Here is a 16,928-nt window from a genome sequence, read left to right on the forward strand (position 1 = left end):
GCGAAACGTGGCGGGAGTCAGCGCGCGCGCGGCAGCGCAATGCCGATCAGCACGTCCTTCGTGACGAGCGTGCGCAGTTGTTCTTCGGTCATGTGCTCGCTGCCGGCGGGCCGCACGGGCAGCACAAGATAGCGGCTTTCGGCGGTCGTATCCCAGACCTTCACGACGACGTCGTCGGGCAGGTCGGTGCCGAGCTCCCGCAGCACCGTGCGGCCCTCGCGGACGAGCCGCGCACGATATTCGAAGCCCTTGTACCACTCGGGCGGCAGCCCGAGCACAGGCCAGTTCGTGCATGAGCACAGGCTGCAGACGATCACGTTCTTCAGCGTGGGCGTGTCTTCGAGCGCGACGATGTACTCGCCCTGCGGGCCGGTGTAGCCGAACTGCGCGCACGCAGCCGTGCCGTCCTTCAGCAGAAGTTCGCGAAACGCCGGGTCGACCCACGCACGCGCGACGATGCGCGCGCCGTTGGCCGGATCCCAGGTCGTGGACATCAGCTCGGTCAGGCCTTCGACATAGCCGTCGGGGATCAGGTTCTTCTCTTTCATCACGCGAAACAGCGCCCAGGCACGTTCGCCGGGCGTCGAGACCGTTTCCGCGGAAGGGGTCGTACTCATCGTGGGAGCTCCTTGTGGTGGTTCGGGTTGACCGCCGCCACGGCGTCGGGACTGTCCTGGCGGGGTGCGGCCGCGTGGTGTCGGTCACGCTCGACGAGCAGGGTAAGAAGAGAAAAAGCGCGGTTCTTTGCCGGCACGGATCGGAAACTATGCTGAGACGGCCCCGTTGCGCGGCATGGGGCCGACACGCAACGGATGCACGGAGACTGGCGGCAATTGGCGGGGCGCCCGGCACGAAAACAGTGGCAGCCGACGCACGTTTTGCGACCGCTGCATGACATCGGAAGCGCAGGTCCGCCACAGCCAATTTCTTGTTCCGCCGGAAAACAGAACTGCGGATTTTGCCTTTCTATTCTCATCCTCAAGCGACGGTCGTTCGATGTCGCGAATCGCCGGCACCCCCGATGTACCGGCGGAACAACAGTCAGCCAGCACCCCGCGATTTCACCGTCCGGCGACGGTTCCCGTTCGTCATGCGTCGGGCGTGGCGGTGTCTGCGCAACCAGGTGAGGAGCATGATGGACAACGTCAACAGAATGAAACTGAAGCGAATCGCGCGCTGGATCGGTTTGTCGCTGATCGCCGTCGCATCGCATTACGCGGGCGCGGTCGAGGTCGACCCCGGCGACTATGAGCAGTATCCGAGCGGCGCGACGATCGGCGTGCTGTACTACAACTATTCCGCGACGAACGCGTACTACGCGAACGGCCACCGAACGTCGGATTTCGATTTGCAGTCCAATATCGGCATCGCCCGTCTGCTGCACGTGTTCCAGCTCACCGACAGGCTCACGATCGATCCGCAGGTGTTGCTGCCGTTTGGTCACATCAGCAGCTTCGGCAACGCGAGCGCGCTTGGCAGTACGAATGGCGTCGGCGACGTGATCCTGACCGCTCCGTTGAAATTCCGCCTGAACGACGCGAAGGACGTCGCCGCCGCGACCGTCTACGTTTACGCGCCGACAGGGAGTTACGACCAGAACCGCGGTCTCAATCTCGGTGCCAATCGCTGGTCGCTCGATTTTCAGGCGGCCTACATCAAGCACTTTTCGCCACAGTGGGCACTCGATCTCGTCGGCGACGCGATCTGGTACGGCAACAACACGTCGTACGGCGCGAGCGGCACGACGCTGCATCAGCGGATGAGCTACAGCGCACAGGCGATGGTGCGTTACATGCCCGATCCGGGCACGTCGCTCGCGATCGGCGTCACCCAGCTCTGGGGCGGCGAAACGAGCGTCGGCGGCGCGGACAACAACGACGCGCTTCGCACGACGCGCATGCGGATCACCGCGGCGAAATTCGTGACGAAGGCCGATCAGGTGCAAGTCCAGCTCGGCACCGACCTGAGCGTGCGCAATGGTCCGAAGAACAGTGTGCTCGCGGGCCTGCGTTACGCGCACATCTTCTGACCACCCGCATGCGCCGGGATACGTCCGGTGCATGTCGCTCCGTGTCCACAACGTCGATACCTCGACACCCGATTCCCTTTCCAGAGAGGTCATGCATGGAATCCGCCATCGACAAACACCTGGTCTGCCCGCGGACGCTGTCGCGCCGCGTCTCCGATGACTACCAGCCGCCGTTCCCGATGTACGTCGCCCGGGCGGCCGAAGACCTGAGCCAGGTCGTGATGGGCTATTTCGGCGTGCAATACAGCGGCGCCGACAAGCGCGCGGCGGCACTGGTCGCGTTGCGCCGGATCGTCGCCGATTTCGGTGCGCAGGACGGCCCGAAAAACTACGATCTGACGCAACACACCGACGACCAGGGTTACGAGAACCTGATTGCCGTCGGCTATTGGCGCGATCCGGCCGCGTATGCGCGCTGGATTACATCGCCGGCAATCGTCGAATGGTGGACCTCCGACGCACGCCTCGCGGACGGCATCGGTTACTTCCGGGAAATCGTCGCGCCGCGCGCCGAGCAGTTCGAGACGCTTTACGCATTCACGAACGATTTCCCCGGCGTCGGCGCGATCATGGACGGTGTCAGCGGCGAGATCGAGGAGCACGGTTACTGGGGATCGATGCGCGACCGGTTCCCGATCTCGCAGACGGACTGGATGAGCGCGGACGGCGAGTTGCGCATCGTCGAGGGCGATCCGGCCCGCGGCGGCCGTGTGGTCGTGCTGGCGCACGACAACATCGCGCTGATTCGCTCCGGCCAGGACTGGCGCGCGGCCGAGAGCGACGAGCGCCGACTGTATCTCGAGGAGATCGAGCCGACGCTGCGCAGCGGAATGGACTTCCTGCGCGACAACGGCACGGACGTCGGCTGCTACAGCAATCGCTACGTGCGCTCGATCGATCTCGACGGCAACGTGCTCGACGAGAGCTACAACATCGGCCACTGGCGCTCGCTCGACCGCCTCGAACGGTGGGCCGAATCCCATCCGACGCACCTGCGGATCTTCGTCACCTTCTTCCGCGTCGTCACCGGGCTGTCGAAACTGCGGCTGTATCACGAGGTTTCCGTCTTCGACGCAAAGCATCAGGTCTACGAATACGTGAACTGCCATCCGCGCACCGGGATGATGCGCGACGCCGTCGCCATCGCCCGCTGAATACCGCCGGCGCCGCCGGGGCCGGCGGTGCCGCTTACCGAACTGGAGAACGTCGATGGCCATCAAACGCCCGACCCGCGAACAACTGTCCGATATTGCAGCCGGCTTCGGCTTTCATCTCGATTCACGCCAACTCGCCGAATACGACGACGTACTGCAGGCGAACTTCGACGCCTACGATGCGATCGACGCGCTGCCCGACTATCTGCCCGTCGTCGCGTATCCGCGCACGCCGGGCTACCGCCCGGAAGGCGACGAGAACCGTTACGGCGCGTGGGCGCGCAAGAGCACGATCCACGGCGCCGCAGACGGCAAGCTGCGCGGCAAGACGGTGGTCGTGAAAGACAACATCTGCGTCGCCGGCGTGCCGATGCGCAATGGCTCGACCACGTTCGAGGGTTATGTGCCCGACGTCGATGCGACCGTCGTCACGCGGGTGCTCGACGCCGGCGGGACGATCGCCGGCAAGTCGACCTGCGAGTACTACTGCTTTTCCGGCGGTTCGCACACGAGCGCGTCGGGGCCGGTGCACAATCCGCGCAAGGCCGGGCACTCGTCCGGCGGCTCGTCGTCCGGCAGCGGCGCGCTGGTCGCGAGCGGCGAGGTCGACATGGCGCTCGGCGGCGATCAGGGCGGCTCGGTGCGGATCCCGTCCGCCTATTGCGGCATCTACGGGATGAAGCCGACGCACGGGCTCGTGCCGTACACCGGCGCGATGCCGATCGAGGCGACTGTCGATCATCTCGGGCCGATGACGGGCAGCGTGCTCGACAACGCGCTGCTGCTCGATGTCATCGCCGGCGACGACGGACTCGATCCGCGCCAGCGGGCGCTGCCGCCGCGTGCGGATTATCTCGGCGCGATCCGCGACGGCATCGCCGGCCTGCGGATCGGCATTCTGCGCGAAGCGTTCGGGCTCGCGAATTCGGAGAAAGTCGTCGATGAGGCCGTGCTGGTTGCCGCGAACCGGTTGCGCAAGCTGGGCGCGAGCGTCGACGAAGTGTCGGTCCCGCTGCATGCGGCCGGCACCGCGATCTGGCTGCCGATCGCGGCCGAGGGCGCGACGCAGCAGATGATGAAGGGCAACAGCCACGGTTTCAACTGGGGCGGCCTGTACGTGACCGGCATGATCGATCATCATGCGGGCTGGCGCGAGCGCGCCGATGAACTGCCGGATACCGTGAAGGTGACGATGTTGCTCGGTGAGTATTTCACGAGCCGGTATCGCGGCCGCTACTACGCGAAGTGCCAGAACATCGCGCGGCGCTTACGGGCGGATTACGACGCGGCGCTGCAGTCTTGCGACCTGTTGTTGATGCCGACCGTGCCGATGCGCGCGTCGAAACTGCCGGAGCCGGGTTGCGCGATGTCCGAGTCGCTGACGCGGGCGTTCGAGATGATTGCGAATACCGCGCCGTTCGACGTGTCCGGGCATCCGGCCATGTCGCTCCCGTGCGGCGTCGCCGACGATTTGCCGATCGGGCTGCAACTGGTCGGGCGCCGCTTCGACGAGGCGACGATCTATCGCTGTGCGTATGCGTATGAACAATCCTCCGACTGGCGTCAGGCGACATTCGCATAACGTGCCCGGAGTCTCGCCGCCGGGCTGCGTGTCGGTCCGACCGGCAACGCGGCGGGCACGGTCGAATCGATTGGACAATGTGCTTTTGAACGGGCACGCTACCGGCTGCGTATTTGCTAACCCATGTGGGGCACGACCATGACGATGCGTCCTTTCCCACGCGCCGCAAGTGGCGACGCGCCCGGCTTGGACTCCGACAGCCCGTCGGGCGAACGAACGAATTCGGCAATCGAGGTGGCGACCGACGGCTCGGTCAGCCAGCGTATCGAATTCTGGCGCGAGACGATTCTGCGCTTGTTCGCGGACGTGCAGATCGCGGCCGTGCAGAAAGCCGATTTCTTCGGCCAGGTTCGGCAGCGTAAATGCGAAAAGATGCGAATCTCGGAAATCTACGCAAGCGAGCAGGCCGTGATTCGGCGTTATCGCCAGGCGCGCAGCGAGTACGAGGACAAGTATTTCGGAGTATTGATGCTCGAGGGCAGCCAATCGGTCGAGCAGGACGGCAAGATCGTCACGCTGCACCCCGGGGATTTCGCGATCTACGACGCGACACGGCCTCACCACTTGACGTTCGGCCAGTCGTGGCGCGAGATCGTCGTCAGCATTCCCCGTACGACCCTGAACCAGCTCGTCGTCGGAATGGAGCACCGCACGGCGTGCCCGACGCAAACCGGGGAGGGTGTCGGCAGCGTCATGCGCGCGTTTCTCGAGCAGATGTCGTCGCAGATCCGTAACGTGTCCGAGGACGAGATGCGGCAGTTGTCGGATACCGCGATCTCGCTGATTGCGATGACGGTCGGGGGCTTGCAGCGCAACGACCTCGCTCAATCAAGGATGAAGACGTTGACGCTGACGCGGGTGAAGCGGCATCTGCTCGAGCACCTGCGCGACCCGGAGCTGAACCCGATGATGATCGAGCGGTCGATCGGCATTTCGTCGCGCTATATCAACAAGCTGTTCGAGGCGGAGAATACGTCGCTGATGCGTTACGTATGGAACCTGCGGCTCGAACGGTGCGCGCAGGATCTCGTGAATCCGCAATGCGCGATGCTGCGCGTGTCCGACATCGCGTTGCGCTGGGGATTCAACGACATGTCGCATTTCAGCCGCGTGTTCCGCGAGCGGTTTGCGATGTCGCCGCGGGCGTGGCGCGAGCAGGGCAGCAAGCCACGCGCATGACGCGTCCCGGGCCGCGTTCGCGGCAGGCAGGCGCCACTCGGATGCGGTGGGGGCATCCGACAGGCGCGGGCGCCGTCAATGCATCGCGCGCGGCGCGTGCGCCGGCCGCAGCGCGGGCGGGTCGTCGGCGTCGGCCGCGCGCAGCGGACCGATGATGCACGGTTGCGTCGACACCGAGAAACCGAACGTATTGACGCCGCCCGAGCATGCGACGAACACGCTGCCGCCGTGCATCTCGGCCACGGCCTTGACGATCGACAGCCCGAGCCCGTGGTTTTCCTTGCTGTTCGCGCGCGCTTCCTCGAGCCGGTAGAAGCGTTCGAACACGTGCGAACGCTGCACGGGATCGATCGGCTCGCCCGGGTTCGCAACGGACATTTCGACGAGCGCGTCGCGGCGCGCGATCGTCACGTGCAGCGTCGCGCCGGGCGCCGAATGCTGGATCGCGTTGATCAGCAGGTTCGTCATCGCGCGGCGGAACAGCGACGGATCGACGGCCGCGCGCGCATCGCCGTGCAGTTCGGCGCGCAGTTGCGCTTCGTCCAGCGGGATTTCGAGGAAGTCGAGCATGCGCCGCACTTCGTCGGCGAGCGACACGTCCTTCAGGTCGGTCGCGCGTTCGCCGCGGTCGCTGCGCGACAGGAACAGCATGTCGTTGATGATCACGCGCAGCCGCTCGAATTCCTCGAGGTTCGACTGCAGCGTCTGGCGCATCCGGTCGACCGAGCGATCGCGGCTCGTCAGCGCGACCTGGGTCTGGCCGATCAGGATGCTGACCGGCGTGCGCAGCTCGTGCGCGACATCCGCGTTGAAGGCCTCGAGTCGCGCGTAGGTCTGCTGGATGCGTTCGAGCGCGCCGTTGAACGACGTGGCGAGATCGCGCAGCTCGGCGGGCAGCGCGTCGGTCTGCAGCCGCTGGCGGCGGTTCGCGAGGCTGATCGCCGATGCGTCCTGCGACAGCCGGTCGAGCGGCGCGAGCCCGAAGCGCGCGACCGCGCGGCTCAGCAGCAGCGTGATGACGGTGGCGGTGGCGATCAGCGCGGCGAGCGTCAAGCCGAAACGGCGCAGCATCCGCTGCGTGCGCTCGCACGAACTGGCGACGATTAGCTTCAGCGTCGGCCGCTCGCCGTTGCCGGCGACCGTGACGGTCTTCGTCATCACGTCGTAGCTGCTGTCGTTCAGCGCGTAGCGCTGGAACGCGCCGAACGGCGGATCGACGGGCACGCCGTTCACCGGTGTACCGAAGCGAAATGCCGGGTTCGTGCTGTCGACCTGATAGCGCGTCGAGCCGTCGGGCGGTTCGAGGTCGGCCAGCTTTTCCTGCATGAGCCGCCCGCGCGCGGCCGTCGTCGCATGCGACACGATCATCTCGGCGACCTTGGTGCGCGTATCGAGCGTCGCGCGCAGCTCGGCGAACAACTGGCGCTCCATCATCACGAACAGCCCGCAGCCGACCAGCGTGAACACGAGCAGCGACACAATGCCGAACATCGCCGACAGCCGCAGGACGATCGAGCGTTTCATGCCTGCCTCTCGGTGTCGCCGTCCTCGCGCGCCTCGAGCACGTAGCCCATCCCGCGGATCGTGTGCAGCAGCTTGTCCGCGAACGGGCCGTCGAGTTTCGCGCGCAGGCGCTTGATCGCCGTCTCGACGACGTTCGCGTTGCTGTCGAAGTTCACGTCCCACACGAGTTCGGCGATCGTCGTCTTCGACAGCACCTCGCCGCTGCGCCGCGCGAGCACGCCGAGCAGCTGGAATTCCTGCGCGGTCAGGTCGAGCCGCGTGCCGTCGCGGGTCGCGCGGCGGCCGATCAGGTCGACGCGCAGGTCGCCGATCGAGATCAGCGTCGATTCCTGCACGCGCGCGCGGCGCGTCAGTGCGCGCAGCCGTTCGATCAGTTCGAGGAACGAGAACGGCTTGGTCAGGTAGTCGTCGGCGCCGCCGCGCAGCCCGCGCACGCGGTCGTCGACGCGGTCGCGCGCGGTCAGCATGATGACGGGCGTCTGCTTCTGCGCGCGCAACGCGCGCAGCACGCCGAAGCCGTCGAGCTTCGGCAGCATCACGTCGAGCACGACCACGTCGTAGTCGAATTCGACGGCCTTCCACGCGCCGTCCTCGCCGTCGAGCGCGGTATCGACGACCCAGCCTTCCTCGGTCAGGCCGCTCTTCAGGTATTCGACGACTTTCGGTTCGTCTTCGACGATCAGGACTTTCATGTTGTTGTTCCGCGTAACCGGGTTAAGGGCCGACGCTTGCGGCGGGCCGCGGGCCGGCCGCCGCGACGTCGGACGGCGCGGGGCCGCTCGTCGCGCCGCCGTCCCAGCCGCCGCCGAGCGCCTTCGCGAGAAAGACGACGAGCGCCGCACGCTGGCCCTGGATCTGCACGGCCTGACGCTCGCTCGTCAGCAGTTGCTGCTGGGCCGTCAGCACGTCGATGAACGGCGTCAGGCCGCCCGCGTAGCGGTCCTGTGCGAGCGACACGAGCTTGCGCGCGTCGTCGACGGCCGCCGATGCCTGCTGCGCGGCGTCGGCCAGCACCGACAGGCCCGTCACCGCATTTTGCACCTCCTGGAACGCGGTGAGCACGGTCTGCCGGTAGCCGGCCTGTGCGGCGGCATAACCGGCCTGCGCGAAATCGACGCCGGCCTTCAGCTTGCCGCCTTCGAACAGCGGCTGGCTGACCGACGCGCCGACCGACCACAGCAGCGCCGGCACGGTGAACAGGCCCGCGAAGCGCGTCGCATCCCAGCCGATGTCCGGCGACAGCGCGATGCGCGGGAAATACGCGGCGCGCGCGACGCCGATCTGCGCGTTCGCGGCCGCCATCGCGCGCTCGGCCGACGCGACGTCGGGGCGCCGTTGCAGCAGGTCGCTCGGCATGCCGGTCGGCAGCGCAGGTGCGTTGATCGGCACCACGCGCGGTGGCAGCGAGAATTCGGGGGCCGGCGTGCCGACCAGTGTCGCGATCGCGGTTTCGACCTGGGTGCGCTGCCGGATCAGCAACTGTGCCTGCGTGCGCGTCGCGTCGAGCTGCGAGCGCTGCTGCAGCAGGTCGAGGCCCGACACGGCACCGAGTTCATGGCGCGCGCTCACGTAGTCGAGCGCCTTCTGCTGCAGGTCGATCGAGCGCTTGACGACGTCGATCTCGCTATCGAGTTCGCGCAGCGCGAAATAGCTCGACGCGAGATCGGCGGTCAGCACGAGGCGCGCGTTCGCGAAATCGTCGTGCGCCTGCTCGGTGTTCGCCTGCGCGGATTCGACGCTGCGCCGCACGCGGCCGAACAGGTCGAGCTCGTAGCTGACGCTCGCGCCGACCTGGATCTCGTTCTGCACGGTCGACATGCTGCGCGTCGCGTAGTTGGTCTGCGGCCGGTCGGCGGAGATCTTGAAGCGCTGGCCGCTCGCGTTCAGGCCGACCGCCGGATACTGCGCGGACGCGACCGATGCGAGCGTCGCCTTCGCCTGGTCGTAGCGCGCGGCGACGGCCTTCAGGTTCTGGTTGTTGCGCAGCGCGTCGGTTTCGAGCGCGTCGAGCTGCGGATCGCCGAACGCGGTCCACCATGCCGGATCGAGCGGCGCGCGGGCCGGCGCGGCCGGGTGCCAGTACGCGTCGGCCGGGTCGAGCCGCCATGCGGCCGGCGTATCGACGGCCGGGCGCCGGTAGTCGGGGCCGACCGTGCAGCCGGCGAGGGCGGTTGCCGCGATGACGGCGGCGAGCGCCGCGGGCCGCACGCGGGCGCGCATCGCGATCACGACTTCGCTCCCGCGACGGCCGATGCGGGTTTGGCCGCCGGCGTCGACACGACGACCGGGTCGCCGTTCGCGAGCGCGTCGCTCGGGTTCGCGACCAGGCGGTCGTTCGGCGTGATCGGCCCGTCGACTTCGAGCGTCTGCCCGATCGTGCGCACGACCGTCACCGGTTTCAGTCGGACCTGGCCGTTCGCGTCGACGGTCGCGACCGTCGGGCCTTCGGCGCGGAACAGCAGCGTATTGGCCGGGATCTGCAGGCGGCCGAGCGGCGTCATCGGCAGCGTCGCCTGCACGTATGCGCCGGGCAGCAGCCGTGCATCCGGGTTCGGCAGCGTGATCTCGATCTGCAGCGAACGCGTCGCGACATCGATCGACCCGGACGTGCGCGTGATCGTGCCGTCGAAGCTTCGGCCCGGCAGCTCGGACTGCGCGACGCTCACGTGCTGGCCGACCTTCACCTGCTGCGCATACGCCTGCGGCACCTGTACGTAGAGGCGCAGCCGGTCGGCCTGCACGACCGTGAACAGCGAGCGGCCCGCGTTGCCGGAGCTGACGAGATCGCCGACGTCGACGTTGCGCTGCGTGACGATCCCGTCGATCGGCGCGACGATCCGCTGGAAGCCCTTCAGTTCGGTGAGCCGGCGCATGTTCGCGTCGGCCGCGGCGAGGTTCGCGGTGCCCTGGTTGAACGCGCCCTGGCGATCGTCGAGTTCCTGCTGCGACACCGCATCGCGCTGGCGCAACTGCTGCGCACGGTCGAACGACGTCTTCGCGAGCGCGAGCGCCGCCTGCGCCTGCTGGCGCTGCGCGGTGGCCTGCGCGAGTTCCTGGTTCAGCTCGGGCGTGTCGAGTTCGGCGAGCACTTGCCCCTGCTTCACGTGCGCGCCGATGTCGGCCTGCCAGCGCAGCACATAGCCGCTCGCGCGTGCGTAGATCGGCGCCTCGACGAAGCCGCGCAGCGTGCCGGGCAGCGTCAGCTTGCCGCCGGTGGCCGCGTCGGTCGGGCGCACGACGTTCACGTATTGGCGCGTGTTCTGCACGGCGACCGCGTCGAGCCGGTTGCGGTTCAGCACGTTGACGACGATCGTGCGCGCGGCGCCGGCGGCCAGCAGCACGCCGATCACGATCAGCACGATTCGCCCGCGCCGCGACACCGACGTGCGCGTCGGCAGGTGCATGCCGTGTTCGTCCACCTGGATGCCGACGGAGCTGTGATGTTTCTCTTCCATGAATTGACCGGGTCTATAGGCGAAAGTCAGTGTCCGGCCTGGCGCGCGCGCCGGCGGGCCAGCCGCGAATGCACGCCGCCGAACACGAGCGGCACGAACAGCAAGGTCGAAACGGTTGCGAACAGCAGCCCGCCGATCACCGCGCGGCCGAGCGGCGCGTTCTGCTCGGCGCCTTCGCCGAGACCGAGCGCCATCGGCACCATGCCGATGATCATCGCGAGCGCCGTCATCAGCACCGGCCGGATCCGCGTCGCGCCGGCCTCCAGCGCGGCCGTGAGCGGCGGCGCGCCGGCCGCGAGCCGCTGGCGCGCGAACGACACCACGAGAATGCTGTTCGCGGTCGCGACGCCCACCGTCATGATCGCGCCCGTCAGCGCGGGCACGCTCAGGTGCGTGCCGGTGATGAACAGCATCCACGCGATGCCGGCGAGCGCGGCCGGCATCGCGCTGATGATGATCAGCGGGTCGAGCCACGACTGGAAATTGACGACGATCAGCAGGTAGACGAGCACGATCGCCATCGCGACACCCGCGCCGAGGCCGATATACGACGTGCGCATCGTCTCGATCTGGCCGCGCATCGTCAGCTCGGTGCCGCGCGGCAGGCTCGCGCGCGTGTCGGACACGATGCGGTCGATCTCGCCCGCGACCGAGCCGAGGTCGCGGCCCTCGACGCTCACGTACAGGTCGATCGCCGGGCGGATGTTGTAGTGCGTGATCACGGCCGGATTCGCGGCGGTGCGCACCTGCACGAGGTTGCCGAGCAGTTGCAGCGGCATGCCGGTGCGGCCGCTGGCCGAGATCGGCGTGCCGAGCAGGTCGTCGACCGACGAGATGTTGTATTGCGGGGTCTGGATCTGCAGCGGGTACTGGACGCCCGTCTTCGGGTTGATCCAGAACGACGGCGTCGTCTGCGAACTGCCGGACAGCGAGATCAGCATGTTCTGCGCGACGTTCTGCGCGGAGAGGTTGAGCTGCTGCATGCGCGTACGATCCATGTCGGCCAGCAGGGTCGGCTCGTCGTTGCGTTGCAGCACGTGCACGTCGACGGCGCCGGGGATTTGCCTGATCTTTTTCATCAGGTTGCTCGCGATAGTCATGTTACTCGCGAGATCGTTGCCGAGCACCTGCACGTCGATCGCGGCCGGCTGACCGAAGTTGAGGATCTGCGTGATGATGTCCGACGGCTGGAAGAAGAATTCGACGCCCGGGAAGCGTTCGGGCAGCAGCTTGCGCAGCGTCTGTACGTAATGCGTGGTCGCGCGGTGGCCGGGCTTCAGCGCGATCAGCAGCTCGCCGTCGAGCGTGCCGATGGTGCCGGCATTGCTGTACGACAGGTTGATGCCGCTGACGGGCAGGCCGAGGTTGTCGACGATCGCGCCGAGTTCGTCGGGCGGCACGACTTCGCGGATCACGCGCTCGACCCGATCGGCGAGGCGCGCGGTTTCCTCGATCCGGTAGCCGGTCGGCGCGCGCATGTGCAGCCGGATGTTGCCGGAATCGGCGTTCGGGAAGAAGTCGCGGCCGAGCGCGAACACGAGGCCCGTCGACAGCACGCAGAAGCCGAGGAAGCACATCGCGTAGAAGCGGCGGCGCACGAGCAGCATGCTCAGCAGCACGATGTACCACGCGCGCAGCCGCTCGAACGCGTCGTTGAACGCATGATGGAGGCGCGCGAACCGCGACGTCGCATGATCGGGGCCGGTGCTTGCCTGTTGCGGGCGAAACAACAGCATCGCGAGCGTAGGCACGAGCGTGCGCGACAGCACGTACGACGCGAGCATCGCGAACACGACGGCTTCCGCGAGCGGCACGAACAGGAAGCGTGCGACACCCGTCAGGAAGAACATCGGCACGAACACGATGCAGATGCATAGCGTCGACACGAACGCGGGCACCGCGATCTCGCCGGCGCCTTCGAGAATCGCGTCGTGCAGATTCGTACCGAGATGCAGGTGCCGCTCGATGTTCTCGATCGTGACCGTCGCGTCGTCGACCAGGATCCCGACCGCGAGCGCGAGCCCGCCGAGCGTCATGATGTTGATGGTCTCGCCGAGCGCCGACAGCGCGATCAGCGACGTGAAGATCGACAGCGGAATCGAGATCGCGATGATCAGCGTGCTGCGCCAGTTGCCGAGGAACAGCAGGATCATCATCGCGGTCAGCACGGCCGCGATCAGCGCTTCGTGGATCACGCCCTGCACGGCCGCGTTGACGAACACCGACTGGTCGAACAGCGGCGTGATCGTGAGCCCTTCGGGAAGCGTCGGAATTACCTTCGGCAGCAGCGCCTTCAGGTCCGACACGACCTTGAGCGTCGACGCGTCGCCGCTTTTCAGGATCGACACGAGCACGCCGCGCTGGCCGTTCTGGCGCACGACGTTGGTCTGCGGCGCGAAGCCGTCGCGCACGGCCGCGACCTCGCGCAGGTAGGTCGTCGCGCCGTTGACGGTCTGGATCGGCAGGTTGTTGATGTCGGCGACCGTATCGGCCGACGCGTTCGTGTCGATCCGGTATTCGGTCTGGCCCATCTTCGCGGTGCCGGTCGGCAGCACGAGGTTCTGCGCGTTGACCGCGTTGACGATGTCGGCCGGCGTGAGGCCCTTCGCGAGCAGCGCCTGCGGATCGAGATCGATCGCGACCACGCGCGTGCGGCCGCCGTACGGGAACGGCACCTGCGCGCCGGGAATCGTGATCAGTTGCGGGCGCAGGAAGTTCAGCGCGATGTCCGCGAGCGACTGTTCGCTGAGCGTCGTGCTCGACAGCCCGAGCTGGATCACCGGGATGCTCGACGCGGAATAGGTGATCACGAGCGGCGGCGTCGCGCCCTGCGGCATCTGCCGCACGATCGCCTGCGCGGACGATACCGTCTGCGCGATCGCCGTCTGCACGTTCGCGCCGGGCTGCAGGAACACCTTCACGACCGCGATGCCGGGGAGCGACGTCGACTCGACATGCTGGATGTTGTTGACGGTCGTCGTCAGGATCCGTTCATGCACGGCCGTGATGCGGTTCGTCATCTCCGTCGCGGAGAAGCCGCTGTAATTCCAGATCACGCTGATCACGGGGATGTTGATCGCGGGCAGCACGTCGACCGGCGTGCGCATCAGCGCAAGCGGCGTGGCCAGCACGATCATGATGGCCATGACGATGAACGTGTAGGGGCGCCTGAGCGCGAGATTGACGATCCACATGGAGGCAGCGGGACAGGCGGTGATCAGGCGTCGGTGAAGGGAACCCGAATGATAGGCGTCGGCGTGGAACGGGTTACTGTCGCGAAACTGGCGGAATTGTCAGGTTGGGCGCGCGGTCGCCGGCGGCCGATTCTGCTGACGAAATACGTGCGCCCGCTGCGACCCGCGAACGGCTGCGGCAACGTCAGCGTACGTCGTGCCGGTGGCGGTTTCGCTCATCGCGCCGCGCTCAGATCTGCTCCATCCCGAAGCGCGCGAGCGCACCCAGATCGACGACCTCGATCTGGTTGTACGCGAGCCGCAGCGCGCCGAGCTTCTCGAGCTGCTGCAGCGCCTGGTTGATCCGCTGCCGCGACACGCCGACGAGCATCCCCAGTTCCTCCTGCGAGATCGACAGCGATGGGCCGGTGTCCGGGTACAGGGCTGGGTTGAAAAGCTGCGCGAGCGACTGCGCGACGCGCGCATCGACGTCGAGCAGCCGGCTGTTCTGGATCGACGCGATGAATTCGCCCATCCGGTTGTTCAACTGGTGGATCACGAAGCGCGTGAACGGCAGGCTCGTGTCGAGCAGCGCATGGAACGTGTCGACCGGCACGAACAGCACGGTCGAGCGCTGGATCGCGACGACCTCGTACTTGCGCAGCTCGCGCTTGATCACGCTGCCTTCGCCGAACCAGCCGCCCGACGGCACGCCCGAAAACGTGCAGCCGCGCCCCGACGCATTGAAGATCGCCAGCTTCAGCAGCCCGCGATGCACGCCGATCCAGTATTCGGACGGCGCGAGCCGGTGCGCGATCACGTCGCCGGCCTCGCACTGCTCGACGTGCGACTGCGCGAGCACCAGCGCCTGGTGCTCGGGCGCGAGCGTGCGGAACCACGCGCACTGGCCGAACAGCGTCGACAGCGCCGGCAGCGGGCCCGGTTCGGGAAGCGCGTCGGCCGGGAGGGCGGCCGCGTCGGGCGGCGCAACGTGGTGGTCGTGCATGGGTGAGGGTTTGCGAGGTTAGGGATAACGCGCAGCGCTCGAAAGGCACTCTGTCGTTTCGATGACAGACGGCTCACAATAACGCCCGTTAGGCTGTCGGCAATTGAACCACATCAAAACGATCCGGGGTGCATGCACCCCGGTCGACAGAACACGGGAGACAGGATCATGACGCAGATGTTCGAGGCCGGGCTCGGCCGCCGCGATGCCAATTACGTACCGCTCACCCCGATCGACTTCCTGGTCCGGACGGCGGAAGTCTATGGCGAGCGCCTCGCGATCGTGCACGGCGACGTGCGGCGCACGTGGGGCGAGACCTACACGCGCGCGAAGCAGCTGGCGAGCGCGCTCGCGCGGGCCGGCGTCGAGCGCGGCGACACCGTCGCCGCGATGCTGCCGAACATCCCCGCGATGGTCGAGGCGCACTTCGGCGTGCCGATGGCCGGCGCGGTGCTCAACACGATCAACACGCGGCTCGACGTGCCGTCGGTGCTGTTCATGCTGCGTCACGGCGAGGCGAAGGTGCTGATCGTCGATACCGAATACGCGGAGTTCGCGCATCGCGCTGCGCTCGAGGTGCCGGGCCTGAAGATCGTCAGCGTCGCCGATGCGATGCCGGCCGATCCCGACCGGTTCGCGGGCGCGACCGACTACGAAGCGTTCATCGCCGGCGGCGATGCCGACTACGCATGGACGCCGCCCGCCGACGAATGGGATGCGATCGCGCTGAACTACACGTCCGGCACGACCGGCGACCCGAAGGGCGTGGTCTACCACCATCGCGGCGCGTATCTGGCGGCGATCAGCAACATCCTCGAATGGGACATGCCGAAGCACGCGGTGTATCTGTGGACGCTGCCGATGTTCCACTGCAACGGCTGGTGCTTCCCGTGGGCCGTCGCGGCGCGCGCGGGCGTGAACGTGTGCCTGCGCAGGTTCGACGCGAAGACGGTATTCGACCTGATTCGCCGCGAACGCATCACGCACTATTGCGGCGCGCCGATCGTGCAGAGCGCGATCGCGAACGCGCCGGCCGAATTCCGCGAAGGGATCGACCACACGGTGCACGCGATGGTCGCGGGCGCGGCGCCCGCGCCGGCGGTGATCGCGAAGATGAAGGAGATCGGTTTCGACCTGCTGCACGTGTACGGGCTGACCGAGGTCTACGGCCCCGCGACCGTGTGCGCGAAGCAGGCGCACTGGGACGCGCTGCCGGATGAAGAGCGCGCGCGGCTCAATGCGCGCCAGGGCGTGCGCTACCACCTCGAAGCGGGCGCGACGGTGCTCGATCCCGACACGATGGCGCCGGTGCCGGCCGACGGCGAGACGCTCGGCGAGATCATGTTCCGCGGCAACATCTGCATGAAGGGCTACCTGAAGAACCCGCACGCGACCGACGAGGCGTTCCACGGCGGCTGGTTCCATACCGGCGATCTGGGCGTGCTGACACCGGACGGCTATATCCGCATCAAGGATCGCCGCAAGGACATCATCATCTCGGGCGGCGAGAACATCTCGAGCATCGAGGTCGAGGACGCGCTGTACCGGCATCCGGCCGTCGCGGTTGCGGCCGTCGTCGCGATGCCCGACCCGAAATGGGGCGAGGTGCCGTGCGCGTTCGTCGAGCTGCGCGAAGGCGCGCGCGCGACCGAGGAGGAGATCGTCGCGCACTGCCGGCAACTGCTCGCGGGCTTCAAGGTGCCGAAGGTCGTGCGCTTCGGCGAGCTGCCGAAAACGTCGACCGGCAAGATCCAGAAGTTCCAGCTGCGCAATGCGGTCGGGTCGGACAAGGCGATCGACCTGGCGGGCGACAAGAAGTAGACGGC

The 16,928-nt window shown here is 67.2% G+C and carries 12 protein-coding genes; 5 read left to right on the forward strand and 7 right to left on the reverse strand.

Translation table 11 applies throughout. The features are described from left to right. Positions 1–17: 17 nt before the first annotated feature. Entirely contained in the window at positions 18–617 is a 600-nt protein-coding gene (nthA, locus tag KVT39_RS00760) for a nitrile hydratase subunit alpha (protein WP_034179629.1), read from the reverse strand. A gap of 515 nt (positions 618–1,132) precedes the next feature. On the opposite strand from nthA, the gene KVT39_RS00765 reads away from it, so the two are divergent. The 4 genes from KVT39_RS00765 (at position 1,133) to KVT39_RS00780 (ending at position 5,944) form a co-directional block, all read left to right on the forward strand. After that, positions 1,133–2,029: a transporter gene (locus KVT39_RS00765; RefSeq protein ID WP_034180084.1), complete on the forward strand. Its 897-nt coding sequence runs from the start codon at positions 1,133–1,135 to the stop codon at positions 2,027–2,029. Between the two features lie 95 nt (positions 2,030–2,124). After that, positions 2,125–3,183 carry a phenylacetaldoxime dehydratase family protein gene (locus tag KVT39_RS00770; protein WP_217586976.1) on the forward strand — a complete coding sequence of 353 codons (1,059 nt, stop codon included), beginning with the start codon at positions 2,125–2,127 and terminating at the stop codon, positions 3,181–3,183. A 55-nt stretch (positions 3,184–3,238) separates the two neighbouring features. Then, positions 3,239–4,765: an amidase gene (locus KVT39_RS00775; protein WP_217586978.1), complete on the forward strand. Its 1,527-nt coding sequence runs from the start codon at positions 3,239–3,241 to the stop codon at positions 4,763–4,765. Between the two features lie 138 nt (positions 4,766–4,903). Next, complete coding sequence (locus tag KVT39_RS00780; protein ID WP_034180083.1) at positions 4,904–5,944, forward strand: helix-turn-helix domain-containing protein; 1,041 nt, start codon at positions 4,904–4,906, stop codon at positions 5,942–5,944. Positions 5,945–6,019: 75 nt separating this feature from the next. On the opposite strand, the gene KVT39_RS00785 is transcribed toward KVT39_RS00780, so the two are convergent. The 6 genes from KVT39_RS00785 to KVT39_RS00810 form a co-directional block, all read right to left on the reverse strand. Further along, complete coding sequence (locus tag KVT39_RS00785) at positions 6,020–7,468, reverse strand: heavy metal sensor histidine kinase (RefSeq protein WP_034179626.1); 1,449 nt, start codon at positions 7,466–7,468, stop codon at positions 6,020–6,022. Beyond that, positions 7,465–8,160: a heavy metal response regulator transcription factor gene (locus KVT39_RS00790; protein ID WP_034179625.1), complete on the reverse strand. Its 696-nt coding sequence runs from the start codon at positions 8,158–8,160 to the stop codon at positions 7,465–7,467. The genes KVT39_RS00785 and KVT39_RS00790 overlap by 4 nt, the downstream gene beginning before the upstream one ends. 22 nt (positions 8,161–8,182) lie before the next feature. Further along, complete coding sequence (locus tag KVT39_RS00795; RefSeq protein ID WP_081938391.1) at positions 8,183–9,688, reverse strand: efflux transporter outer membrane subunit; 1,506 nt, start codon at positions 9,686–9,688, stop codon at positions 8,183–8,185. A 5-nt stretch (positions 9,689–9,693) separates the two neighbouring features. Continuing rightward, entirely contained in the window at positions 9,694–10,923 is a 1,230-nt protein-coding gene (locus tag KVT39_RS00800) for an efflux RND transporter periplasmic adaptor subunit (RefSeq protein WP_034179623.1), read from the reverse strand. Positions 10,924–10,949: 26 nt separating this feature from the next. Next, positions 10,950–14,117 carry an efflux RND transporter permease subunit gene (locus tag KVT39_RS00805; protein ID WP_217586980.1) on the reverse strand — a complete coding sequence of 1,056 codons (3,168 nt, stop codon included), beginning with the start codon at positions 14,115–14,117 and terminating at the stop codon, positions 10,950–10,952. A gap of 229 nt (positions 14,118–14,346) precedes the next feature. Further along, the gene (locus KVT39_RS00810) at positions 14,347–15,102 is read right to left on the reverse strand and encodes a Crp/Fnr family transcriptional regulator (protein WP_034179621.1); all 756 of its coding nucleotides are present in this window, start codon (positions 15,100–15,102) and stop codon (positions 14,347–14,349) included. 168 nt (positions 15,103–15,270) lie between these two features. Here KVT39_RS00810 and KVT39_RS00815 point away from each other — a divergent pair, with 168 nt between their 5' ends. Further along, on the forward strand, positions 15,271–16,923 hold the full coding sequence (locus KVT39_RS00815) for an acyl-CoA synthetase (protein ID WP_034179620.1): 1,653 nt from the start codon (positions 15,271–15,273) through the stop codon (positions 16,921–16,923). Positions 16,924–16,928 lie beyond the last annotated feature (5 nt).

This window comes from Burkholderia sp. GbtcB21, assembly GCF_019091065.1.
In the GTDB taxonomy this organism is placed as follows: domain Bacteria; phylum Pseudomonadota; class Gammaproteobacteria; order Burkholderiales; family Burkholderiaceae; genus Burkholderia; species Burkholderia pyrrocinia_C.